At 65.5% G+C, this 19,643-nt stretch carries 18 protein-coding genes; 7 read left to right on the top strand and 11 right to left on the bottom strand.

What is annotated here, in order from left to right; all coding sequences use genetic code 11:
* Positions 1 to 2: 2 nt before the first annotated feature.
* From ACZYZF_RS27425 to ACZYZF_RS27410, 4 genes are all read left to right on the top strand, one after another.
* A complete protein-coding gene (locus tag ACZYZF_RS27425) occupies positions 3 to 1,229 on the top strand; it encodes a metal-dependent hydrolase family protein (protein ID WP_463837394.1) in 1,227 nt (408 codons plus the stop codon).
* Complete coding sequence (locus ACZYZF_RS27420) at positions 1,213 to 1,659, top strand: nuclear transport factor 2 family protein (protein WP_463747391.1); 447 nt, start codon at positions 1,213 to 1,215, stop codon at positions 1,657 to 1,659. The genes ACZYZF_RS27425 and ACZYZF_RS27420 overlap by 17 nt, the downstream gene beginning before the upstream one ends.
* A 52-nt stretch (positions 1,660 to 1,711) precedes the next feature.
* Positions 1,712 to 2,836 (top strand): acyl-CoA dehydrogenase family protein, encoded by a 1,125-nt coding sequence (locus tag ACZYZF_RS27415; protein WP_463837393.1) that lies wholly within the window; start codon positions 1,712 to 1,714, stop codon positions 2,834 to 2,836.
* A 61-nt stretch (positions 2,837 to 2,897) separates the two neighbouring features.
* Positions 2,898 to 3,647 carry an acyl-CoA dehydrogenase family protein gene (locus ACZYZF_RS27410; RefSeq protein ID WP_463837460.1) on the top strand — a complete coding sequence of 250 codons (750 nt, stop codon included), beginning with the start codon at positions 2,898 to 2,900 and terminating at the stop codon, positions 3,645 to 3,647.
* A 70-nt stretch (positions 3,648 to 3,717) separates the two neighbouring features.
* Here ACZYZF_RS27410 and ACZYZF_RS27405 read toward each other — a convergent pair whose 3' ends face one another.
* Together ACZYZF_RS27405 and ACZYZF_RS27400 are read right to left on the bottom strand one after the other, a co-directional pair.
* Positions 3,718 to 5,202 (bottom strand): adenylate/guanylate cyclase domain-containing protein, encoded by a 1,485-nt coding sequence (locus ACZYZF_RS27405; RefSeq protein WP_463747393.1) that lies wholly within the window; start codon positions 5,200 to 5,202, stop codon positions 3,718 to 3,720.
* A gap of 16 nt (positions 5,203 to 5,218) precedes the next feature.
* Positions 5,219 to 6,001 carry an enoyl-CoA hydratase gene (locus ACZYZF_RS27400; RefSeq protein WP_166905631.1) on the bottom strand — a complete coding sequence of 261 codons (783 nt, stop codon included), beginning with the start codon at positions 5,999 to 6,001 and terminating at the stop codon, positions 5,219 to 5,221.
* Between the two features lie 205 nt (positions 6,002 to 6,206).
* Here ACZYZF_RS27400 and ACZYZF_RS27395 point away from each other — a divergent pair, with 205 nt between their 5' ends.
* Entirely contained in the window at positions 6,207 to 6,926 is a 720-nt protein-coding gene (locus ACZYZF_RS27395) for a TetR/AcrR family transcriptional regulator (RefSeq protein ID WP_463747394.1), read from the top strand.
* 465 nt (positions 6,927 to 7,391) lie between these two features.
* Positions 7,392 to 8,237 carry a mycofactocin-coupled SDR family oxidoreductase gene (locus tag ACZYZF_RS27390; RefSeq protein ID WP_463747395.1) on the top strand — a complete coding sequence of 282 codons (846 nt, stop codon included), beginning with the start codon at positions 7,392 to 7,394 and terminating at the stop codon, positions 8,235 to 8,237.
* On the opposite strand, the gene ACZYZF_RS27385 is transcribed toward ACZYZF_RS27390, so the two are convergent.
* Positions 8,230 to 9,054, bottom strand: coding sequence for an SDR family NAD(P)-dependent oxidoreductase (locus tag ACZYZF_RS27385; protein WP_463747396.1), 825 nt, complete (start codon positions 9,052 to 9,054; stop codon positions 8,230 to 8,232). The genes ACZYZF_RS27390 and ACZYZF_RS27385 overlap by 8 nt on opposite strands.
* A 39-nt stretch (positions 9,055 to 9,093) precedes the next feature.
* On the opposite strand from ACZYZF_RS27385, the gene ACZYZF_RS27380 reads away from it, so the two are divergent.
* Positions 9,094 to 10,371 carry a hypothetical protein gene (locus tag ACZYZF_RS27380; protein ID WP_463747397.1) on the top strand — a complete coding sequence of 426 codons (1,278 nt, stop codon included), beginning with the start codon at positions 9,094 to 9,096 and terminating at the stop codon, positions 10,369 to 10,371.
* A gap of 7 nt (positions 10,372 to 10,378) precedes the next feature.
* Here ACZYZF_RS27380 and ACZYZF_RS27375 read toward each other — a convergent pair whose 3' ends face one another.
* The 8 genes from ACZYZF_RS27375 to ACZYZF_RS27340 form a co-directional block, all read right to left on the bottom strand.
* Positions 10,379 to 12,808 carry a CaiB/BaiF CoA transferase family protein gene (locus ACZYZF_RS27375; RefSeq protein ID WP_463837391.1) on the bottom strand — a complete coding sequence of 810 codons (2,430 nt, stop codon included), beginning with the start codon at positions 12,806 to 12,808 and terminating at the stop codon, positions 10,379 to 10,381.
* 74 nt (positions 12,809 to 12,882) lie between these two features.
* Complete coding sequence (locus ACZYZF_RS27370; protein ID WP_463837390.1) at positions 12,883 to 13,866, bottom strand: enoyl-CoA hydratase/isomerase family protein; 984 nt, start codon at positions 13,864 to 13,866, stop codon at positions 12,883 to 12,885.
* A complete protein-coding gene (locus ACZYZF_RS27365) occupies positions 13,859 to 14,992 on the bottom strand; it encodes a M24 family metallopeptidase (protein ID WP_463837388.1) in 1,134 nt (377 codons plus the stop codon). Before ACZYZF_RS27365 ends, ACZYZF_RS27370 begins: the two co-directional genes overlap by 8 nt.
* Entirely contained in the window at positions 14,982 to 16,250 is a 1,269-nt protein-coding gene (locus tag ACZYZF_RS27360) for a M24 family metallopeptidase (RefSeq protein WP_463747401.1), read from the bottom strand. The genes ACZYZF_RS27365 and ACZYZF_RS27360 overlap by 11 nt, the downstream gene beginning before the upstream one ends.
* Before the next feature lie 20 nt (positions 16,251 to 16,270).
* Complete coding sequence (locus ACZYZF_RS27355) at positions 16,271 to 17,443, bottom strand: amidohydrolase family protein (RefSeq protein WP_463747402.1); 1,173 nt, start codon at positions 17,441 to 17,443, stop codon at positions 16,271 to 16,273.
* 27 nt (positions 17,444 to 17,470) lie between these two features.
* Positions 17,471 to 18,700, bottom strand: coding sequence for a cytochrome P450 (locus tag ACZYZF_RS27350; RefSeq protein ID WP_463747403.1), 1,230 nt, complete (start codon positions 18,698 to 18,700; stop codon positions 17,471 to 17,473).
* A gap of 6 nt (positions 18,701 to 18,706) precedes the next feature.
* Positions 18,707 to 18,901, bottom strand: coding sequence for a ferredoxin (locus ACZYZF_RS27345; RefSeq protein ID WP_463747404.1), 195 nt, complete (start codon positions 18,899 to 18,901; stop codon positions 18,707 to 18,709).
* Positions 18,898 to 19,563, bottom strand: a complete 666-nt coding sequence (locus ACZYZF_RS27340) for a TetR/AcrR family transcriptional regulator (RefSeq protein WP_463747405.1) — start codon at positions 19,561 to 19,563, stop codon at positions 18,898 to 18,900. Before ACZYZF_RS27340 ends, ACZYZF_RS27345 begins: the two co-directional genes overlap by 4 nt.
* Between the last annotated feature and the right edge of the window lie 80 nt (positions 19,564 to 19,643).

Here is a 19,643-nt window from a genome sequence, read left to right as displayed (position 1 = left end):
GGATGCTGACCCTCAAGGCTGCGGGTCTGCTCGACGTCGATGCCGGGGCGATCATCCGCCCCGGCATTGTCCGTGTCGACGGTGACCGAATCGTTGGTGTCGGAGGCGAGATTCCGACCGGCTCCGAGGTGATCGATCTGGGTGACTCGATCCTGCTGCCCGGCCTGATGGACATGGAAGTCAATCTGCTGATGGGCGGCCGGGGCGAGAACCCGGGCCTTTCCCAGGTGCAGGACGATCCTCCGACGCGCGTGCTGCGCGCGGTGGGCAACGCTCGCCGCACCCTGCGCGCCGGATTCACCACGGTGCGCAACCTCGGATTGTTCGTCAAGACCGGCGGATACCTGCTCGACGTCGCCCTCGGCAAGGCTATTGACGCCGGCTGGATCGACGGTCCGCGCATCATCCCCGCCGGCCACGCCATCACCCCCACCGGCGGGCACCTGGATCCGACGATGTTCGCGGCGTTCATGCCGGGCGCCCTCGAGCTGACGGTCGAGGAAGGCATCGCCAACGGCGTCGACGAAATCCGTAAGGCGGTGCGCTACCAGATCAAGCACGGCGCCCAGCTGATCAAGGTGTGCGTGTCCGGCGGGGTCATGTCCCTCACCGGCGAGGCCGGCGCACAGCACTATTCCGACGAAGAGCTCCGGGCCATCGTCGACGAGGCGCACCGTCGCGGGTTGCGGGTCGCCGCCCACACCCACGGCGCCGAAGCCGTCAAGCATGCCGTGGACTGCGGCATCGACTGCATCGAACACGGATTCCTGATGGATGACGAGGCGATCCAGATGCTGGTCGACAACGACCGCTTCCTGGTCACCACCCGCCGACTGGCCCAGGCCATGGACGTGTCGAAAGCCCCGAAGGTGCTGCAGGACAAAGCTGCCGAGATGTTCCCGAAAGCCAAAACCTCCATCAAGGCGGCATACGAGGCCGGGGTGAAGATCGCCGTCGGCACCGATGCGCCCGCCATCCCGCACGGCAAGAACGCCGACGAGCTCGTCACGCTGGTCGAGTGGGGCATGCCGCCTGCCGCGGTACTGCGCGCCGCGACCGTGGTGGCCGCCGACTTGATCAACGTCACCGACCGCGGCCGGCTGGCCGAGGGACTACTGGCCGACATCATCGCCGTACCGGGCAATCCACTCGAAGACATCACCGTTACACAGCGTGTGGATTTTGTAATGAAAGGCGGTAAGGTCTTCCGCAATGAGCACATCAACTGATTCCCCAACGCGGACCGAGGATCTGATCGAGATCCAGCAGGTGCTCGCCAAATACGCGGTGACCATCACCCAGGGCGACATCGACGGACTCATCAGTGTTTTCACCCCCGACGGCACCTACAGCGCATTCGGCGAGACCTACACGCTGAATCGCTTCCCGGTCCTGGTCGACGCCGCCCCCAAAGGCCTGTTCATGACCGGTACCGCGCTGATCGACCTGGTGGAAGGTGCCGATACAGCTTCGGGAACCCAGCCGCTGTGCTTCATCGAGCACTCCAAGCACGACATGCGGATCGGCTACTACCGCGACACCTACGTCCGGACCGCCGAGGGCTGGCGGCTGAAGACGCGTGCGATGACCTTCATCCGGCGCAACGGCGATCACGACCACGGCCGCCCGCACGCGATCGGCAGGCCGGAAGCGGGATGAGCGAGCGTAGCGCAGATCTGAAATGCGGGATCCGAGCATGGGAGGCGACCGCATGACCGACCTGTTCGAACCGGCGAGATTCCGTACGGCGCTGCAGGATTGGCTCGCCGAAAATGATCTGACACCGCCGGATGACGATTCGCTGGAAAGTCACATGCGCCAGTACGCCCGGGTGCAGAAGGCGCTGTACGACGGCGGCTGGAGCCGTTACGGCTGGCCCGAACACGCCGGCGGTCTGGGAGGACCGGCGATGCTGCGTGCGATCGTCGGCGAGGAGGTAGTGGGGCGCCGACTGGCCGAACCCGGTCCCTACTCGATGCTCGAAGTGCTGACGCCGACGATGATCGACTATGCGCCCGAGGAACTGGCGGCCGAGATGGTGCCGAAACTCCTGTCCGGCGAAGAGCAGTGGTGCCAGGGGTTCTCCGAACCCGGCTCGGGCAGTGACCTGGCGTCGCTGACCACCCGCGCCGTCCAGCGCGAGGACGGCAAGTGGGTCATCAACGGCCAGAAGGTCTGGACCAGCTTCGCGCAGTACTCCCGCCGCTGCATCCTGCTGACCCGTACCGGCGACGCGGACACACCCAACCACCGTGCGATCACGGCCTTCTTCGTCGATACGGACGCCCCCGGCATCACCGTGCGACCGTTGCGCACCATGCACGATGTCGATGAGTTCTGTGAGGTGTACTTCGACGATGTCGAGGTCGACCCGAGCCGGATGCTGGGCAAGCCCGGCGACGGCTGGCAGCTGGCGATGGACCTACTGCCCTACGAACGTTCGACCTGCTTCTGGCAGCGCATCGCCTACCTGTACTCACGGTTCGACGCGTTGGTGGAAGCGGTGAAACGGCAAGGGCAGGTGGTAGATCCGGACCTCGGCGAGGTCTATCTGGCCCTGCACACGCTGCGCTGCCGGTCGGCGGCAACCCAGCACCGGCTGGCCCTGGGCCACAAGCTCGGACCGGACACCTCGATCGACAAGATCTTGTTGGCCGGTGCCGAGCAACTGCTCTACGATGCCGCCCGTAATCTGCTGCCCGGCGTGATCGAGCTCGAAGATTCCGAATGGCGCACGGAGTACCTGTATTCGCGGGCCTCGACGATCTATGGCGGCACTGCCGAAGTGCAGCGCAACATCATCGCACGCCGACTGCTCGACCTCGGGAAGGAGTGATCTGGTGACCGAATTGGATACCGAATCACTGGGCCTGCTTGAAGACGCCCTCCGCAAGACCATGCTGTCGGTCTCGGGCGCCGAGTTGGACGCCGCCCTGGCCGAGCTCGGTTGGGCCGAGATGTTGTCGGACATGCCTGAGGTCGCCATGCCGCTGGTGTTCCGGCTGCTGGGCGAAACAGGTTCGCACGCCTCAATTCTCAACGATGTACTGCTGGAGACCATCGGCGGCCTGCCCGGCGGTACCCCGCCGATGCCCTATGCCGGTGGCACCTGGGTGGTATGGGAGCGTGCGGACGGCCAAGCCGGCAGCGCCTCGACAATGGGCGGCCTGCCGCTGCGCCCTGTACCCGACGGCCAGCTGCTCCGCATATCAGAGGCCCGCCGCGCGCTGGGCTGGTGGCTGGTGGGCTCCGCCCGTGCAATGCTCGCGCTGGCCCGACAGCACGCACTGGACCGGGTCCAGTTCGGCAAGCCGATCGCATCTTTCCAGGCGGTGCGGCACCGACTGGCCGAGACGCTGGTGGCCATCGAGGGTGCCGAGGCGACGCTGAGCCTGCCCGGCGCCGACAACGTCGACCTGAATTCGCTGCTGGCCAAGGCCGCCGCAGGCAAGGCCGCTCTGACCGCGGCCAAGCACTGCCAACAGGTGCTCAGCGGGATCGGTTTCACCGAGGAACACGAGCTGCACAACCACGTGAAGCGGGTCCTGGTGCTCGACGGATTACTGGGCAGTTCAAGGGAACTCACCCGCAAAGCCGGCGCCGGGCTGCGCGCCCGCGGGACCGTGCCGCGTCTGGCGCAGCTCTAGATCTCCTCGCCGAGCAGACGTAAACCTGCCCTTTTCGCGCGAATAGGGGCAGGTTTGTGTCTGCTCGCGCCTAAGGGGTGACCGGTTCGGCGAAGACCGTGGCCGTCGAGCGGCCACGCAGCACGGTCGAGCCACGCACCACCCAGTGTTCGCCCTCGTCCGCGTCGGCGTGGGCCAGGGCACTGCCCGAACACAACACCGTCGACTCGCGGTCCTTGGCGTGGTCGGCCAGCCGCGCCGCTTCGTTGACCGCGTCACCGATCACCGTGTACTCGTAGCGATTCTCGGCGCCGATGTTCCCCGCGAACACCGAGCCGCACGAAATGCCCACGCCGAACTCCACATCCGGTAGATCGTGGAGCCTCGGCACCAGCGCTCTCGCGGTGGCCAGCGCCGAGGACGCCGGATTGTCCAGCCGCAGCGGTGCACCGAACACGGCAAGCACGGCGTCGCCCTCGAACTTGTTGATCAGGCCGTGATGGCGCTCGACTGTGTCCACCACGATCTTGAAGAACCCGTTGAGCAGCTGCGCCACCTCCTGCGGCGGACGCGAGGCACCCAGCGCGGTCGAGCCGACCAGATCGACGTAGAGGACGGCAGCCTCTCGGACGTCGCCGCTGACCGCCGCACCACCCTGCTCCAGCGCATGACGGGCCACGTCGACTCCGACGTACCGACCGAACAGATCACGCAACCGATTCCGCTCGGCCAAGCCGGCCAACATCCGGTTGAATCCGTACTGGAGTCGGCCTATCTCCGACGATTCGTACACCTTGATCGAGACACCGGACCAGCCTCGTTCCACGGCCTTCATGGCCAGCACGACCTCCCCGATCGGATCGGAGACAGATCGCGCCACCAGAACCATCGATCGAAGGCCGAAGACCAGCGAGACGATGGCCAGCACGAGCACCGCGGCTTCGACCGGCGCCGTCTTCTGCACGAACCAACCGTTGGAACGGGCCAACACGATCAAGGCGATCCCCACCATGGGCAGCCCGCTGAACAGGGTCCAGATCGTGATGAGCCGGGCCAGGACGCCGGGCATGCGGACCATCGTGGAGGAAGAGGCGGTCAGCGAAGCCGCGACGATCGGCCGCAACATGCGTTGGGTCACCAGGAATCCCATGCAGGCGGCCGCGATGCCGCCGAAGAGGATCGCACCGCCCATCACGTAGGCGACGCCTCCCCCGGCGTCGAGGTTCAGCAGGGTGTAGACAAGCGCGCTCACCGCCCACGTGGTGAACTGGATGATGGTCTGACGCGGCGCGATGCGCATGGCGGCGCGCTGCTGCTGCGGAGTCGGATCCTCCCCGGCTGCAAACCATTTGAACGTCGGATGGACGTTGACCCAACCGACGACGGTATCGACGATCGCGGCCGCGACCATCAGCGAGATCAGCGCGACGAGATTCGCCTGGGTCAGCAACTCACGCGCATCGCCCACGGTGTTGCGGCTCAGAGCCAGCACGACGAGCGTCACGGCGGCCGCCGCGGTGGTCTGCGCGTAGATCTGCCTGGCCGCGTAACTCACGCTGAGCCGGATCGCCCCCATCTTCAGAGGCCCAGGCCTACTTGATGTTCTGCTTCATTCCGTCGATATCCATCAGTACCGGCCATCCGCTGACGCTAAGCGCATTGCCGTGCCCAGTCTGGTGAATATCGAACACAGATTGGATGGCCGCGTAGAACCCCTGTACGTCGAGGGTCTGGTTGACTGCGCGCTTGGCCTGACGCAAGGCAAATGCCGGCATCTGAGCGATCTGCGCGGCCAGTTCCGCGGCCTGGGCGTCGAGTTCTGCGCGCGGCACCACCCGGTTCACCATGCCGGTGCGCTCCGCCTCCTCCGCCGTGAGCGCCCGGCCGGTGAACAGGATTTCCTTGGCCTTGCGGGCGCCGAGCTCCCAGGTGTGACCGTGGTATTCGACGCCGCCGATACCCATCAGCGCCACCGGGTCGGAGAACAGCGCGTCATCGGCGGCCAGGATCAGATCGCACGGCCAGCAGAGCAGCAGGCCGCCAGAGATGCAGCGCCCCTGCACTGCGGCGATCGATGGCTTGGGCACATTGCGCCACCGCAGCGTGTATTCCAGGTATCGCCGCGACTCGTGCTCGATGAGGAACTCCAGCGTGATCTTGTCGGGCACCGGGCCTCCGCCACGCAGGTCATGGCCTGCGGAGAAGTGCTTGCCGTTGGCCCGCAGCACGATCACCTTCACCTCGCGGTCGTCCGCGGCCCTGGTCCAGGCGGCGTCGAGCTCGTCGAGAAGTTCGGGGTTCTGCGCGTTGGCGGCTTCCGGCCGGTTCAGCGTGATCGTGGCGATCGAATCGGCGACGTCGTAGTCGATGTACACGTGTTTCCTTCTGCTTGCCGCTGCCAGCCGACAGCCGTCTTCGCGATGCGGCAACCGCCGGCAGAAAGCGCCCCGGTGGCGCCAATTTTGATGCGAAACCCTTCTTCTCAAAGGACTTCTATAATTCCCTTCATGAGAATACTATTCTCGCAGTACGAAAGTTACAATCTCCGACACGTTGACCGCGAGGGGGTCTGGCACCACGATGGCAAGGCGTTCTCCGGTACAGTCTGTTCATGTTCTCCCCACTCGACAAGCGTCGGAGCGGCCAGTGACCACTGCTGGCGAAGAGCCCGCTTGGAAGCAACGAGCGGTCGAACGGTCGATCAAAACCGCCAAACTGCGCGCCGCGCAGCGCGTGCAACGCTTCCTGGACGCCGCCCAGGCGATCATCATCGAAAAGGGCAGCACCGACTTCACGGTCCAGGAGGTCGTCGACCGCTCCCGCCAGTCGTTGCGGAGCTTTTACCTGCAATTCGACGGTAAGCACGAGCTTCTGCTGGCGCTGTTCGAGGACGCGCTGAGCCGCTCGGCCGAGCAGATCCGTGCGGCCACCTCCACCCAGGGCGAGCCGATCGAGCGACTCAAAGTCGCCATTCAGCTGCTCTTCGAATCTTCCAGGCCGGATCCTGCCGCCAGGCGTCCGCTGTTCACGGACTTCGCACCCCGGCTGTTGGTGTCGCACCCGTCCGAGGTGAAGGTCGCCCACGCTCCACTGTTGGCCCTGCTCACCGAGCTCATGGAGGAAGCCTCCGAGGCCGGTCAGCTGCGCTCGGGGATCAACCCGCGGCGGATGGCGGCGATGACCATGCAGACGGTGATGTTCGTCGCGCAATCGAGCGGCGGTGCCGACGAAGCATCGATGCGCCCGATCAGCGCCGACGAGGTCTGGGATTTCTGCGCGAACGGATTCGCCGCCAGCTAGTTGAGAACTTTGTTCTCGTAGAGACAGAATTCTCCTTGCATCCACGCGTGTGTCCGATCTCCGGACTCACCGATACCGCGTCGCGCAACGGGCAACCGGCACCATCGGAACCCAGCCGTCGCGCTCGATCATCGAGCATCACACCCCGCAACTGACCGCTGTTCACGTCTCTAGCGCCGACCAGGTCGGCGCTGTGCCGGCTCACTGTGCAGCCTTGGAGACCACCGGATGACGCCACCGGTGGATGGCCGATGCGCCCCCGGCATCCACTCGACGTGGATCTGCCGCTGATCGCCGTCGCCATGGTGAGCCTGAGAAGTCAATTCTCCTAAGCGAAGAGTACAAATTGCCTGAAACGTATCTGTCGTTGACATGACGGGCGACGCGGTGACAGAGTTGCTGAGCAGGTGCACAGTATTTCACCGAACCATGTGGCAGACACGAAAAACAGAACTGGGGTAATCAATGACTGGACGGGTGGAAGGCAAGGTCGCGTTCGTCACCGGCGCGGCCCGCGGCCAGGGGCGTAGCCACGCGGTACGGCTGGCGCAGGAGGGCGCCGACATCATCGCGATCGACATCTGTGGACCGATCCGACCCGGCGTGGAGACCGCCATCCCGGCCTCCACCACCGACGACCTGGCCGAGACCGCGAATCTCATCAAGGGACTCAACCGCCGTGTCGTCACCGCCGAGGTCGACGTCCGCGACGCCGATGCGATCAAGGCCGCCGTGGACAGCGGTGTCGAGCAGCTCGGTCGCCTCGACATCATCGTGGCCAACGCCGGTATCGGCAACGGCGGCGACGTCCTGCACGAGACCAGCGAGTTGGACTGGGACGAGATGATCGACATCAACTTGTCAGGCGTCTGGAAGTCGGTCAAAGCCGGTGTGCCGCACCTGATCAAGGGCGGCAACGGCGGATCGATCATCCTGACCAGCTCGGTCGGCGGACTCAAGGCCTACCCGCATTGCGGTAACTACGTTGCCGCCAAGCACGGCGTAGTCGGCCTGATGCGCGGGTTCGCCGTGGAGCTTGGTCAGCACAATATCCGTTGCAACAGCGTGCATCCCACGCATGTCGCAACTCCGATGCTCCACAATGACGGCACATTCAAGATGTTCCGGCCCGACCTGGAGAACCCGGGTCCCGACGACATGGCGCCGATCTGCCAGCTGTTCCACACGCTGCCCATCCCGTGGGTCGAGGCCGTGGACATCAGCAACGCCGTGCTGTTCCTGGCCTCCGACGAGGCCCGCTACGTCACCGGTGTGACGCTGCCGGTCGACGCGGGAAGCTGCCTCAAGTAGGTCCGGAGCCTGCGCCCGGACCGAGTGTTGCCGCACCGGTCTGCGGGTGGCGGTACCAGCCACCCGCAGCCCGAGTGCCACCGTCGACGTGAAGCGTCTGTCCGGTGACGTAGCCGGACAGGCCGGACGCCAGAAAGACTGCCGCCCCCGCGATTTCGTCGACGTGCCCGGCCCGGCCCAGCGGGATGGCATCAGCGATACCCGGCGGCGGCCCGTCTGGCGAGAGAGCCATGAGTCCCTCGGTGAGGGTGAGATCGGGTGCGATCGCGTTGACCCGGATGTTGTGCGGCGCAAGCTCGAACGACGCGGTCTGCGTGTAGTTGATGACGCCGGCCTTCGCTGCCGCGTACGCGGCATAGCCGGGGGCCGCACGCACTCCCTCGATCGACGTGAGATTGATGATGCTGCCGGGCAATTCGTCGGCCACCAGCCGACGTGCCACCCGCTGTGTGCACAACAGCACATGGCGCAGATTGCTCTTGTAGAGCGCATCCCAACCGTTCTCGCTGGTCTCCAGCAGCGACGAGGCGAAGACACCGCCGGCGTTGTTGACCAGTATGCGGACCGGCCCCAACTCGGCGGCGGTCCGCGCCAGCGCGGCATCCACCTGCTCGCCATCGCGCACGTCGGTGACAACCCCCAGTGCACCGATCGACGCCGCGGCATCAGCACAGCTCTCCTGGTTGCGTTCCCAGATCGCCACCGAGGCCCCGAACGCTGCCAGGCCGGCGGCAATACCCCGGCCGATACCGGAGCCGCCGCCGGTGACGACAGCCACCTGTCCGGTGAGCAGAATGTCAGAAGGATTGATAGCCATGGTCATTGACGTTAGCGGTGCGACGGATCGGGACGCTAGATGCAACGTTGGGTAACCGGGGACAATACCGGGCTGCGATTTCCGGCCGATCCGGACACCCTGCGCGAAACCGGCCCCGGCTTCCTGACCGCAGCACTGCATGCTTTCAACGTTCTCCCAAAAGGCGACCGGGTCAGCGCGATCACCCGCTTCGAGGACTGCTCTGGAGGAAGTACCGGGCGCAAGGCCCTACTGGATGTGTGTTACGCGGATCCGGCCAACGGACTACCCACCGAACTCTTCGTGAAGTTCTCCCGCGACTTCGACAGCCCGCGGCGCGATCGGGGCAAATCGCAAATGGAGCTCGAGGTGGCATTCGGAGCGCTGACGGCCGAAACCAAGCTGCCCATCGTGGTGCCGCTGTGTCTATTCGCCGACTACCACCAAGCCTCGTGCACCGGGATGCTGTTGACCGAGCGGATCTCATTCGGTAAGGCCGGCATTGAACCGCACTACGACAAATGCCTCGACTACCGGATGCCCGATCCCCTCGGCCACTACCGGGTTCTGCTGACATCGGTCGCCCGGTTGGCCGGCGCCCACCAAGCCGGGGTCCTTCCCGATACCACTGCCCACCGATTCCTTTACGATGCGGCCAAAGTGACGGTCGGCAGCCGGGTGCGCCACTCCCCCTCCGAACTCACCGAGCAGGTTCACCGGCTGGTCGCATTCGCCATGAGGTACCCGGCGTTGCTGCCGCCGGCAGTCGGACAGCCAGAGTTCACGGCCCGAATGCTCGCCGACGTGGCCCGGATCGCCGCGGCCGAGGACGCCATCATGTCCTGGCTGCACTCCACTGACGACCAGGTCGCGTTGTGCCACTGGAACGCCAACGTCGACAACGCCTGGTTCTGGGCCGAACCGGACGGGATGTCGGGATGCGGGCTGATGGACTGGGGTTGCGTGAGCGTGATGAATGTCGCGATGGCCCTGTGGGGTTCACTCTGTAGCGCCGAGACCGAACTCTGGGACCAGCACCTCGATGCGCTCCTGAATCATTTCGCCGCCGAGTTCATGTCCGCTGGAGGGCCGGAACTCGACCTCGTCAGGCTACGCACTCAGCTCATGCTGTACGCCGCGGTGATGGGTGTGGCCTGGTTACTCGACGCGCCCGCCCACCTTGAGCCGGCACTGCCCGAAGAACAAATTGACCGCTTCGACCCGCGGATTGCCGACAACGAGCCGGTTCGGGCGCAGCTGCTGATGCTGAGCAACGTCCTGCATCTATGGAACACAGAAGATTTCGGAGCGTTGATCGACGGGTTCCAGCGGGGTTGAGCCTGCCTCAGCGAGCCGCCTTGCGGCGTCCGCCCACCCCCGGTTCGGTCCCGATCACGCCATCGGCGGCCAGTGCGGCGATCTCGTCGTCGGACAGCCCCAGCTCGGACAGTAGTTCGTGATTGTGCTCGCCGAGCAGCGGCGCGGCCCGCCGATGCAACGCCCGTGGGCCGTTGGCCAACGAGACTGGCAGGGTGCTGTGCGGCGCGGCGTTGTTGACCGGATGCCCGACGTGTTCGAAGAACTGCCGGAACCGCAGCTGCGGCAGCTCGAGCTGACGATGCGGCTGCATCACCTTGGCCACCGGCACACCGGCCGGCCACAAGGTTTCGACGATCTCGTCGCCGCTTCGGGGTAGACACCAGGCGGCCAGCTTCTCATCGACCAGATCGTGGTGGGCCCGGCGCCCAGCAGCGGAATCCAGTCCCGGGACCATGGCCCAATCCGGCTGCCCGATCGCGGTACGCAATGCCGTCCACTGGGCATCGGTACTGACTGCGATGGCGACCCAACTGTCGGCGCGGCCGAACTCATCGATATCAGCGCTCTGGTAGATGTTCTGCGGCGCCGCGGCCGGCCCGCGATTGCCGTCTCGCTGCAGCAGAGCACCGTACGCCGAGTACTCGATGACCTGCTCGGCAGCGATGTTGAGCGCGGCGTCGACCATCGCGGCCTCCACCAGCACCGCCTCTCCTGTGCGGCGGCGGTGCTCGAGTGCGAACATCAGTGCCGACAGCGCGTGCACCCCGGCATTGGGATCGCCGATCGAATACGGTTCGAACGGAGTGCGATCCGGGTAACCGGTGAGCCAGCTCAGCCCCGAGGCGTCTTCGATGATGTACGCGAATGCCGGGTTGTCCCGCCACGGCCCATCGAGCCCGAAACCGGGCATGCGCACCATGATGATGTCCTCGCGCAACTGCCGCAGCGAATCGAAATCGAGGCCGATCTGTTCGATCACCCTCGGGGTGAAATTCTCCACCACCACGTCACAGGTGGCGATCAGCCGGCGCAACAGATCCCGGCCCTGCTCCGTCTGGAAATCCAGCGTGAGGCCCTTCTTGTTGGTGTTGAGCGCACTGAAGATCGGTGAGCGCTCCCACCACTGCTCCACGGTGGCCGGGATACCCGCGATCAACCGAGTGCCGTCCGGGCGCGGGGTCGACTCCAGATGGATCACCTCGGCGCCCAGCATGCCGAGCGGATGGGTACACGAGGGTCCGGCCCAGAACGTGGTCATGTCGAGCACCCGTAACCCGCTGAACGGCAACCGATCGCCTCTCGGCTCACCGGCCGGGACTTCGCGCGGACTCAGCTCGGCCGCCCGGATCTCCCCGGTGTGCGCGCCGAGCCGGGGAGCCGGCGCCGCCTCCCGCAGCGACACACCGGACAGCCGGTACGCCGCGGCGGGCTGGGTGAACCCGTGCTGTGGATTGCGGACAAACGCCTTCCGCTCCACGAAATGGTCCATGGCGGTGATGTTTTCACCGTTGCCGACCGGTGAGTTCGGGATCCGGAAGGCCGCTGCCAGGTCGCGGAGTTCTTCGGCCTGCTGCTCACGCACCCACGCAAAAAGCTCCTCCGCATGCAGATTGGCTTGTTCGGTGATGGTGAGCTCGGAGCTCTCGTCGATCCACTCGTCGTGGCCCGACATCGCGCACAGGTCCCACCACTGCTGGGCGGTACCGCATCCGAGCGCCACCAGGCCGTCGGCCGCCTCGGCAACCCCGGGAACAGTGGGCCTGCGCTCGCTGCGCCACGGGCGGCCCAGCATTTCGAAGTAGGTAACCGGGTAATAGGTCAGGCCCAGGATCTGCGCCTCCAACGCCGACAGGTCCACCAGCTCGCCGTGGCCGTCATGCAGCGCACGTGCCCGGAACGCCAGGGTCATCGCTGCCGCGTAGGCACCGGCCAACCACTCGCCCACTTGGCCCCCGATGGACACGGGTGCCCGGTCCTGCACACCACGGCCGATTCCGATCGCCCCGCCCGACCATGCCTGAAGCGTGAACTCCGTGGCGGGCCGGCCGCTCCACGGACCGTCCAACCCGAACGGCGTGATCGTGGTGACGATCAGATGTGGGTAGCGCCGAAATACGTCTTCGGGCGCAACCGACTGCGCGACAGCCGATTCCGGCGACCAGATCACCGCATCAGCCGCGGCCACCAACCGGTCGAGCAGCTCTCGGTCACCGGAGGCCTCCTGGTCAACGATCACACTGCGTTTACCACCGGCCAGGTAGCCGAACAACGCGCCGTCCTCGTCCGGGCCGATATGCGCGCCCGACGCCGACCAGCGACGCAGCGGGTCACCCTCGGGCGCTTCGACTTTGATCACATCCGCGCCGCCGTCGGCGAGAACTTTTGTGGCGTACGCCCCAGCGATCCCGCTGGACAGGTCGATGACGGTGTAGCCGTCAAGTGGTGGTGGTGTCATATCCGCTCTCTCGCCGAAACCGCATTCCAGCAGGCCGACACTCGGACTTTCTCTGCTGGAATGCCGTTTCGCCGCTATTCGGGTTTGGCCCGGTTCTTCTTGGAGAGCCGGAAATCGGGCGGGAACTTGCTGTCGTTGTCGTTGACCGCAGCCGACAGTCCGGAATCGATCGACTCGAACATGTCAAGGTCGTCGTCGCTGTCGTTGGCCACCCCGTTGCCCATCGACTCGAAGAACGCGGACAGCAGGCTGCCCATGTACTCACCCTGCTGCTGCTTGAAGATCTCGAAGAACATCTTCTGCTGAAAGACGGTGTCCACCGGCCGGTTCCGGGTACAGGCCAGCGCATACTTCCGCACTTCGGCTTCCAGCTGATCGCGGGTTACCACCTTGTTCAGGAAGTTGCAGTCGTACATCTCCGCCGCCGTGAACGGGCGCCCGGTGAAGACCATCTCCTGAAACTTGCGCAGGCCCATCATCTGGACCCAGGTCCACATGCGTGGCCCCCAGCCGTGGTACCGGAAAGACGGATGACCGAACAAAGCGTCGTCAGACGAGATCACCAGATCAGCATCGGCGCACTGATAGAAATGCCAGCCGTAGCAGTACCCCTTGGCCTCGACGATGCTGATCTTCTTGAAGTCCTGCAGCGCACGGTTGCCGGCCTGGGAGTTCGCATACCACGAGCTGATGGTGGCCCCGTTACGGAACGTGCCCTTCGGCGGGTACGTCACCTCGCCCACCCCATCGTCCTCCAGTCGCAACTCCGCCAGCCGCACCGCCGGATCGTCGTTGCCCTCCATGAATTCCGGAAGATCCGCCCCGCTACCCAGGTTGTCCCCGACACCCCGGATGATCACCACCTTGACGTCGTTGTCGGCGTTGGCCGCCCGCAGCACATCGGCGTAGCGCAGCCGGGCCATCGACGTAGGCGCGTTGAGGAACTCCGGCCGGTTGAACGTGATGGTGGCGATCTTGGTCCTGGGGTCCTTCTCGTAGAGGATGATCTCTTCAGGTTTGGGCCGCTCTGCGGCAGAGGGCTGGAGACGCTCAGACATGTGCGGCCTCGCTGTCGGACGGGGCCCGGGTGAGCACCTCGGGACCATTGGCGCCGATAACCACGGCGTCACGGGTGAACACCGCACCGACGCCCGGCTCCCAGACGTAGCCGGTGACGGCGAGGACCATCCCCTCCTCAAGGACGTCGGCCTCGGCGGTCGCCCGCAGGCTCGGGGACACCACCGGCGGGTCGAATCCCAACCCGAGCCCGTGTGCCACCGGCATCGCCGGTACCGATTCGCCGGCCTGGTTGTACGCATCGAGCAGGGCACTCGCCGGCTTACCCGCACGGCAGGCATCAAGCAGCCTGTCCCACAGCTCATCCCGTCGCCGGTACAGCGATCTGACCGCATCTGTCGGTTCACCCACGTACACGGTGCGCGCGACCTCCGCCACGTAGCCGTCTGCGAGCACACCCGCCGACAACGCCACGAGATCGCCCTCGCTCACCCGGCCGTCTCCTTCGGCACGACGCCACGGATGATCCTTCGAGGTGACCCATGCGGCATCCTGTGTGGCCGGGGTGCTCACCCCACCGGCGGCTTCGGCCTCCAATATGGCACCGGCAAGGCTCTTCTCGGTGGTTCCCGGAACCAACCCGGCCACACCTTTGGCCAACCCCTCCCCGGCGACGGCCAAAGCCCGCCGCAATGCCAGGATCTCCTCGGGCGTCTTGACTCGACGCGCGGCCCGCATCGCCTGCTCACCGTCGACCAGTTCCGCGTTCGGGAACGCCATCGGCAGCAGCTTGGCGAAGGTCGGTGTCAGAGCATCGGTTCCGATGCGCCATGCCGAATCGGCGCCCTCGATGCTCTGCAGCACCCCAACCAGAGTCATCGGGTTCCACGCGAAGCCGTACAGATTCTCGTGTGGGATCTCCTCTGGGATGCCCTCGTCCCACGTGCTGTTCAGGTGGATCGCACCCGTGGCGCGGACGAACGTGCAGATCGGCCCGAAAGGCCGGGTACCTACCACCCACAGCTGTGGGGCGCCGGAGATGTACCGGACGTTCGCCTGCCTGCCGAGCACCAGCGCGTCGAGGTCATGGGCCTCCATCTGTGCGATGGCACGCGCCCGACGGCTGACCCGCAGCGCCCGGCCGTCGGCCTCGATTTCAGTTCCCACGGGACACCTCATAGGGGTCGTACGGATATGCAGTCAGCGGCATCCAGCCGCCCTCGGTCACCACCACGATCTCCTCGCCGCGATACCCGCCGGTGCCGTCCTCCCAGACCACCGGCTCGAACACCAGCAACATGCCCTCCGGGAAGACGAAGCTGTCGTCCCACTCCTGCCCGAGATCCGTTCCGATCATCGGCATTTCAGCTGCGCTGGTGCCGATACCGTGTCCCAGGTAGAAATGCGGCAGCCAGGGCTTCTGCCCGCCGCCGGCCGCAGTTGCCGCGCGGCCGAGGTCACCACACGTGGCACCGGCCTTCGTCACCGAAAGCACTGCGTCGACAATGCGACTCCACTTGTCGAATTGCTGCTGCTGGGCCGGCGTCGGGTCCTCACCGACGATCCACGTCCGCCCATGATCGGAACAGTAGCCGTGGTAGGCGATGGACACGTCGGTCCACAGCACGTCGCCCCGCTGCAGCTCGCGCTCGGTGGTCAGCAGGGGCAGGGCCAGATCGCCGGTGGTGGTCCAGGTGCCTTCCGCCTTCGACGCGGGCATCGCCTGCCAGATCGAATCGAACATGTTGGTCGTGGCACCCAACTCGAAAGTGCGGCGCACGAATTCGGCAGACAGGTCGATCTGGCGCACACCGGGCGTCAGCGACTTGTGGATCTCGGCGATGGCCTCTTCGGTGATCTGGCAAGCTCGGCGGATGCAGGCGATCTGGTCGATCGTCTTGACGAGTTTCGCCGCACCGACCACCGGGGCGGCATCCACCGGTGTGCTGGGAAACAGTGCACTGCCGGCCAATCGCATCGCCCCGGTCAACTCGTCGGTCGCGATCGTCGCACCGGCGGGCACCAAACCGGCCAGGATCCTCGCGAATTCCGCGACACCCTCGTCGAATTCGAGGTAGACCGGCCCATGCAAGTGCCCCTCGGGCAGACCTGTTTCCATGGCCGCGCCCTCCCGGAAAGGCAGGAACAGGTGTGGGTGTTCGTCATCGGCCAGCACGACCGCGATCGGCCGCTCGACGTGCGACAGTCCCGCGTCGGCCAACGGCCAGGCGATACCGGTGGCATACATGACGTTGCTGTTGCCGAGCAGCACGAGCGCATCGACGCCCTGGTCGGCCATCGCGGCATGCAACCGGGCACCGACCTCTCGACGCATCCGGGCGACGTCGGGCTCGTCGGGAATATCGAACGGCGTGTAGCCGGTTCGGGCGATCTGAGTTACGCCCGAATTGGTGAGGGTACTCATGCTGTTGCCCCGATTGCTCCTCACGTGCGCAGCCCCAGGAACTTCTGGATGTTGGTGGACACGATCTTGACGGCGTTCTCCGGGCCGACTGCGTTCACCACCGTGGCCAGGGACTTCTCCGAGTAGCCGAAGGTGGATTCGTTGTGCGGGTAGTCACTGGACCACATCACGTTGTCGACGCCGATCTCATCGATGAGCCGCAGGCCCAGCGGATCGACCATGAACGACGCGGCCATGTGCTGGTCCCAATAGTGCCGCACCGGGTGCTGCAGTTCGTGGTTGAACATGTGCCGGTAGGAGGCCAGCATGTGCTCGGCATCCTGCAATGCGGTGGGCACCCAGGCTATTCCACCTTCGAACCAGCCGATCTTGAGGCTCGGATGCCGATCCAGAATTCCGGAGAATACGTACTTGGCGAACTGCTCACGGAAGGAGTCCACGTTGACCATCATGCCGACCACGACGCTGTTGTTCTGGCACGGAGTCTTGGGCGGGGTCTCCCCGATGTGGTGGCTGACCGGCAGGCCGGCGGCCTCGATCTCGTCCCAGACCGCGTCCATCTCGGTGCTGCCGTAATCGTAGATGTTGCCCTCGTCGTCCTTGCCCGGGTTCAGCGGCAGCAGGAACGTCTTGAGCCCCAGCGATTTCAGCTGCTCGAGGGTACTGCGAGTGCCGGCCGGATCCCACCAGTTGATCAACCCGACCCCGTAGAAATGGCCATTGCTGCTTTCCTGGAGTTCGGCCATCACCTCGTTGTAAATGCGGAACACCCGCTCACGAATCCCCTTGTCCGGGTAGTGGAAAAGGGCGAGCACAGCGTTGGGGAAGGCGAGTTCCCGGTCGATACCGTCTTCTTTGAGCTCCCGGATGCGGGCGGTGATGTTGTTGGATGCCGCACCGGCCAGGTCGTCGTACTGCATGAGCACCCGGCCGAAATCGCCACCGGTCCACGCTTTGCCCTTCATCCCGACCATGTAGGCGCCGTCCTCGTACCAGATCCGGGGGGCGGCACCTTTGAGGTCGTCGGGGAAGCGCTCGTAGAAGATGTCGTCGGCCACCGAGATGTGGTTGTCGGCCGAGAAGATCGTGGTGTCTTCAGGGAGCCCGGTCAGACCTCCCTCCGTCGCGTGGCCGCGGCGATTCTTCGGTGCGCCAAAGCCTTCCGGCGGATAGAGGGTAGTCGAAGCAGTCATCTGTGGTACTCCAATCAGGGCTGTCGGTTACCAAGTCACGGGAAGTTCGTAGACGCCGTAGGCGAGGCGGTCGTGCTTGAACGGCACCTCGTCGAGCGGAACGGCCAGGCGCAGGGTCGGGATCCGGCGCAGCAAGGTGTGGAAGACGATCTGCAGTTCGGCGCGCGCCAACTGCTGTCCGACGCACTGGTGGCGACCGTAGCCGAAGCCCAATTGCTGTCCGGCATCCCGGCTGAGGTCCAGCTTGTCGGGCTCCGGGTAGGCCTTGGCGTCCCAGTTGGCCGGAGACAGGTCGATGATGACGCCGTCACCGGCGCGGATGGTCTCGCCGCTGATCTCGATGTCCTCGAGTGCCACCCGGCGCTGGCCGGTCTGGATGATGGACAGGTAGCGCATCAGTTCCTCGACCGCGTTGGCGATCACCTTCGGATCGTCGGCCGTACGCAGGAAGTCGGCCTGCTCGGGGTTCTCGAGCAGCGCCAGGATGCCGATGCCGATCATGTTGGCGGTGGTCTCGTGCCCGGCGATCAGCAGGCCGGTGCCCAGCTGTGCGGCCTCCTTGACGCTGATCTCCCCGGCGGTCACCCGCTCGGCCAGGTCGGACACGGCGTCCTCGGACGGATTGGCCTGCTTCTCCTCGACCAGATTGATCAAGTACTGGTGCAGGCTCATCGCGCCCTTCTGCATGGCATCCGCTGCGGCGTAACGGGCCAGGCCGGCGTTGGCGTGCTCCTGGAAGAACTCGTGGTCTTCGTAGGGGACACCGAGCATCTCGCTGATCACCACGGTGGGCACCGGCAGAGCCAGCTTGGCGACCAGGTCGGCGGGCTGCGGACCGGCCAGGATCTCGTCGATGCACTCGTCGGTGATCTTCTGGATGGCCGCGCGCAACGCCTCGACCCGACGGAACGTGAACGGCTTGGACAGCATCCGGCGGAAACGGGTGTGCTCCTCGGCGTCGGAGGTGAACACCGAGCGCGGCCGTTTGTCCACGGTGGAGAGCATGTGCTCATTCCAGTGCGGGAAGCCCGAGATCCGGTCGTCCACGCTGATCCGGGCGTCGGCGAAGAGGGTCCGGGCCTCTTCGTGGCCGGTGATCAACCATGGCGTGCTGCCGTTCCAGATCTTCACGCGGAACAGGCCTTTGGGGTTGCCCAGCATGGGTGGCGGCGGCGCGAACGGGCACCGCACGTCGCGCTCCATCGGGTAGTCGGGGATGTCGGTGGTGGTCACGGAGTCGGCAAGGGTTTCAGACATTCGGTGTCATTCCTCGATCTCGATGGCTAGGGCTGGGCAGGCCGCTGCGGCGCGGCGGGCATTGTCGGTTTGGTCCGGGTCGGGAGCAGGTTCGAGTAGGACCACTACGCCGTCTTCGTCGCGCTGGTCGAACACCTCGCCGGCGTTGAGCACGCACTGCCCCGACGAGACGCACTTGTCCTGGTCGACAGTGACTTTCATATGAGGTCGCTTTCTTGAGTAACCGGCGCCATCCAGAGGCCGACGATCGCGTCGATCAGTCCCGATGCCGCGCCCTGCCAGGACGCCCGCGGTACGTTGCCGCCCTGCGCCATCGCACGTTCACGATCAGCGGCACTGTGCATCAACAGGTTGCGCGCCATGATGTTGCGTTCGGCCCGGATCTCGTCGGGCAGATCGGGCAGGCAGTTCTTCATCCCGTCGATAACCTGCACCAGCGACTCCGAACTCAGGGCGTCGCGGACCACGATGTTGTGGTAGGCGGGGTCGGTCATAACCTGCGCGGCGAACCTGGCGTACCAGGTCGGGTTCCCGAGCGCTGCAAGGTGATCGGTGAGTGGCTGCACCAGGCAGGCGACCCAGTCCCGTAGCCCCGACGCGTCACCGATGTCGGCGACCATCTGCTCACGCAGGTACTCGATCGGGCCGCGGTGCTTGTGCTCGATCGCGCGGACCAGATCGGTCTTGGTGCCGAAGTGGTAGCCGACCGCGGCGTTGTTGCCCTGCCCGGCGGCCTCGCTCACCTGCCGGTTGGACACCGCGAACACACCGTGCTCGGCATAGAGCCGCTCGGCCGCCTTGAGGATCGCCTCCTGGGTGCTGCTGGCCCGGTCGGCGCGAGCGGTCCGGTTGGCTGCTGTCACCGTTACAGTCAACGCTCCCCCTGTAATTAAGTCAAGCAGTTGATTTAAACTCGTCGGACGCTGGTCGGCGGCCGTTCCGC

This window comes from Mycobacterium sp. IDUB_24 (assembly GCF_055419385.1).
Note: the sequence above shows the minus strand (reverse complement) of the source record. Positions and strands in the feature narration are given on the sequence as shown.

Bases quoted from the DNA above. Each gene is read 5' to 3' on its own strand.
- ACZYZF_RS27425 (WP_463837394.1), top strand. From the start codon at position 3: ATGCTGACCCTCAAGGCTGCGGGTCTGCTCGACGTCGATGCCGGGGCG.
- ACZYZF_RS27350 (WP_463747403.1), bottom strand. From the start codon at position 18,700: ATGTCTGAAACCCTTGCCGACTCCGTGACCACCACCGACATCCCCGAC.
- ACZYZF_RS27405 (WP_463747393.1), bottom strand. From the start codon at position 5,202: ATGGGGGCGATCCGGCTCAGCGTGAGTTACGCGGCCAGGCAGATCTAC.
- ACZYZF_RS27420 (WP_463747391.1), top strand. From the start codon at position 1,213: ATGAGCACATCAACTGATTCCCCAACGCGGACCGAGGATCTGATCGAG.
- ACZYZF_RS27360 (WP_463747401.1), bottom strand. From the start codon at position 16,250: ATGAGTACCCTCACCAATTCGGGCGTAACTCAGATCGCCCGAACCGGC.
- ACZYZF_RS27380 (WP_463747397.1), top strand. From the start codon at position 9,094: ATGCAACGTTGGGTAACCGGGGACAATACCGGGCTGCGATTTCCGGCC.
- ACZYZF_RS27385 (WP_463747396.1), bottom strand. From the start codon at position 9,054: ATGGCTATCAATCCTTCTGACATTCTGCTCACCGGACAGGTGGCTGTC.
- ACZYZF_RS27390 (WP_463747395.1), top strand. From the start codon at position 7,392: ATGACTGGACGGGTGGAAGGCAAGGTCGCGTTCGTCACCGGCGCGGCC.
- ACZYZF_RS27355 (WP_463747402.1), bottom strand. From the start codon at position 17,443: ATGACTGCTTCGACTACCCTCTATCCGCCGGAAGGCTTTGGCGCACCG.
- ACZYZF_RS27375 (WP_463837391.1), bottom strand. From the start codon at position 12,808: ATGACACCACCACCACTTGACGGCTACACCGTCATCGACCTGTCCAGC.
- ACZYZF_RS27370 (WP_463837390.1), bottom strand. From the start codon at position 13,866: ATGTCTGAGCGTCTCCAGCCCTCTGCCGCAGAGCGGCCCAAACCTGAA.
- ACZYZF_RS27410 (WP_463837460.1), top strand. From the start codon at position 2,898: ATGCTGTCGGTCTCGGGCGCCGAGTTGGACGCCGCCCTGGCCGAGCTC.
- ACZYZF_RS27345 (WP_463747404.1), bottom strand. From the start codon at position 18,901: ATGAAAGTCACTGTCGACCAGGACAAGTGCGTCTCGTCGGGGCAGTGC.
- ACZYZF_RS27395 (WP_463747394.1), top strand. From the start codon at position 6,207: ATGGCAAGGCGTTCTCCGGTACAGTCTGTTCATGTTCTCCCCACTCGA.
- ACZYZF_RS27415 (WP_463837393.1), top strand. From the start codon at position 1,712: ATGACCGACCTGTTCGAACCGGCGAGATTCCGTACGGCGCTGCAGGAT.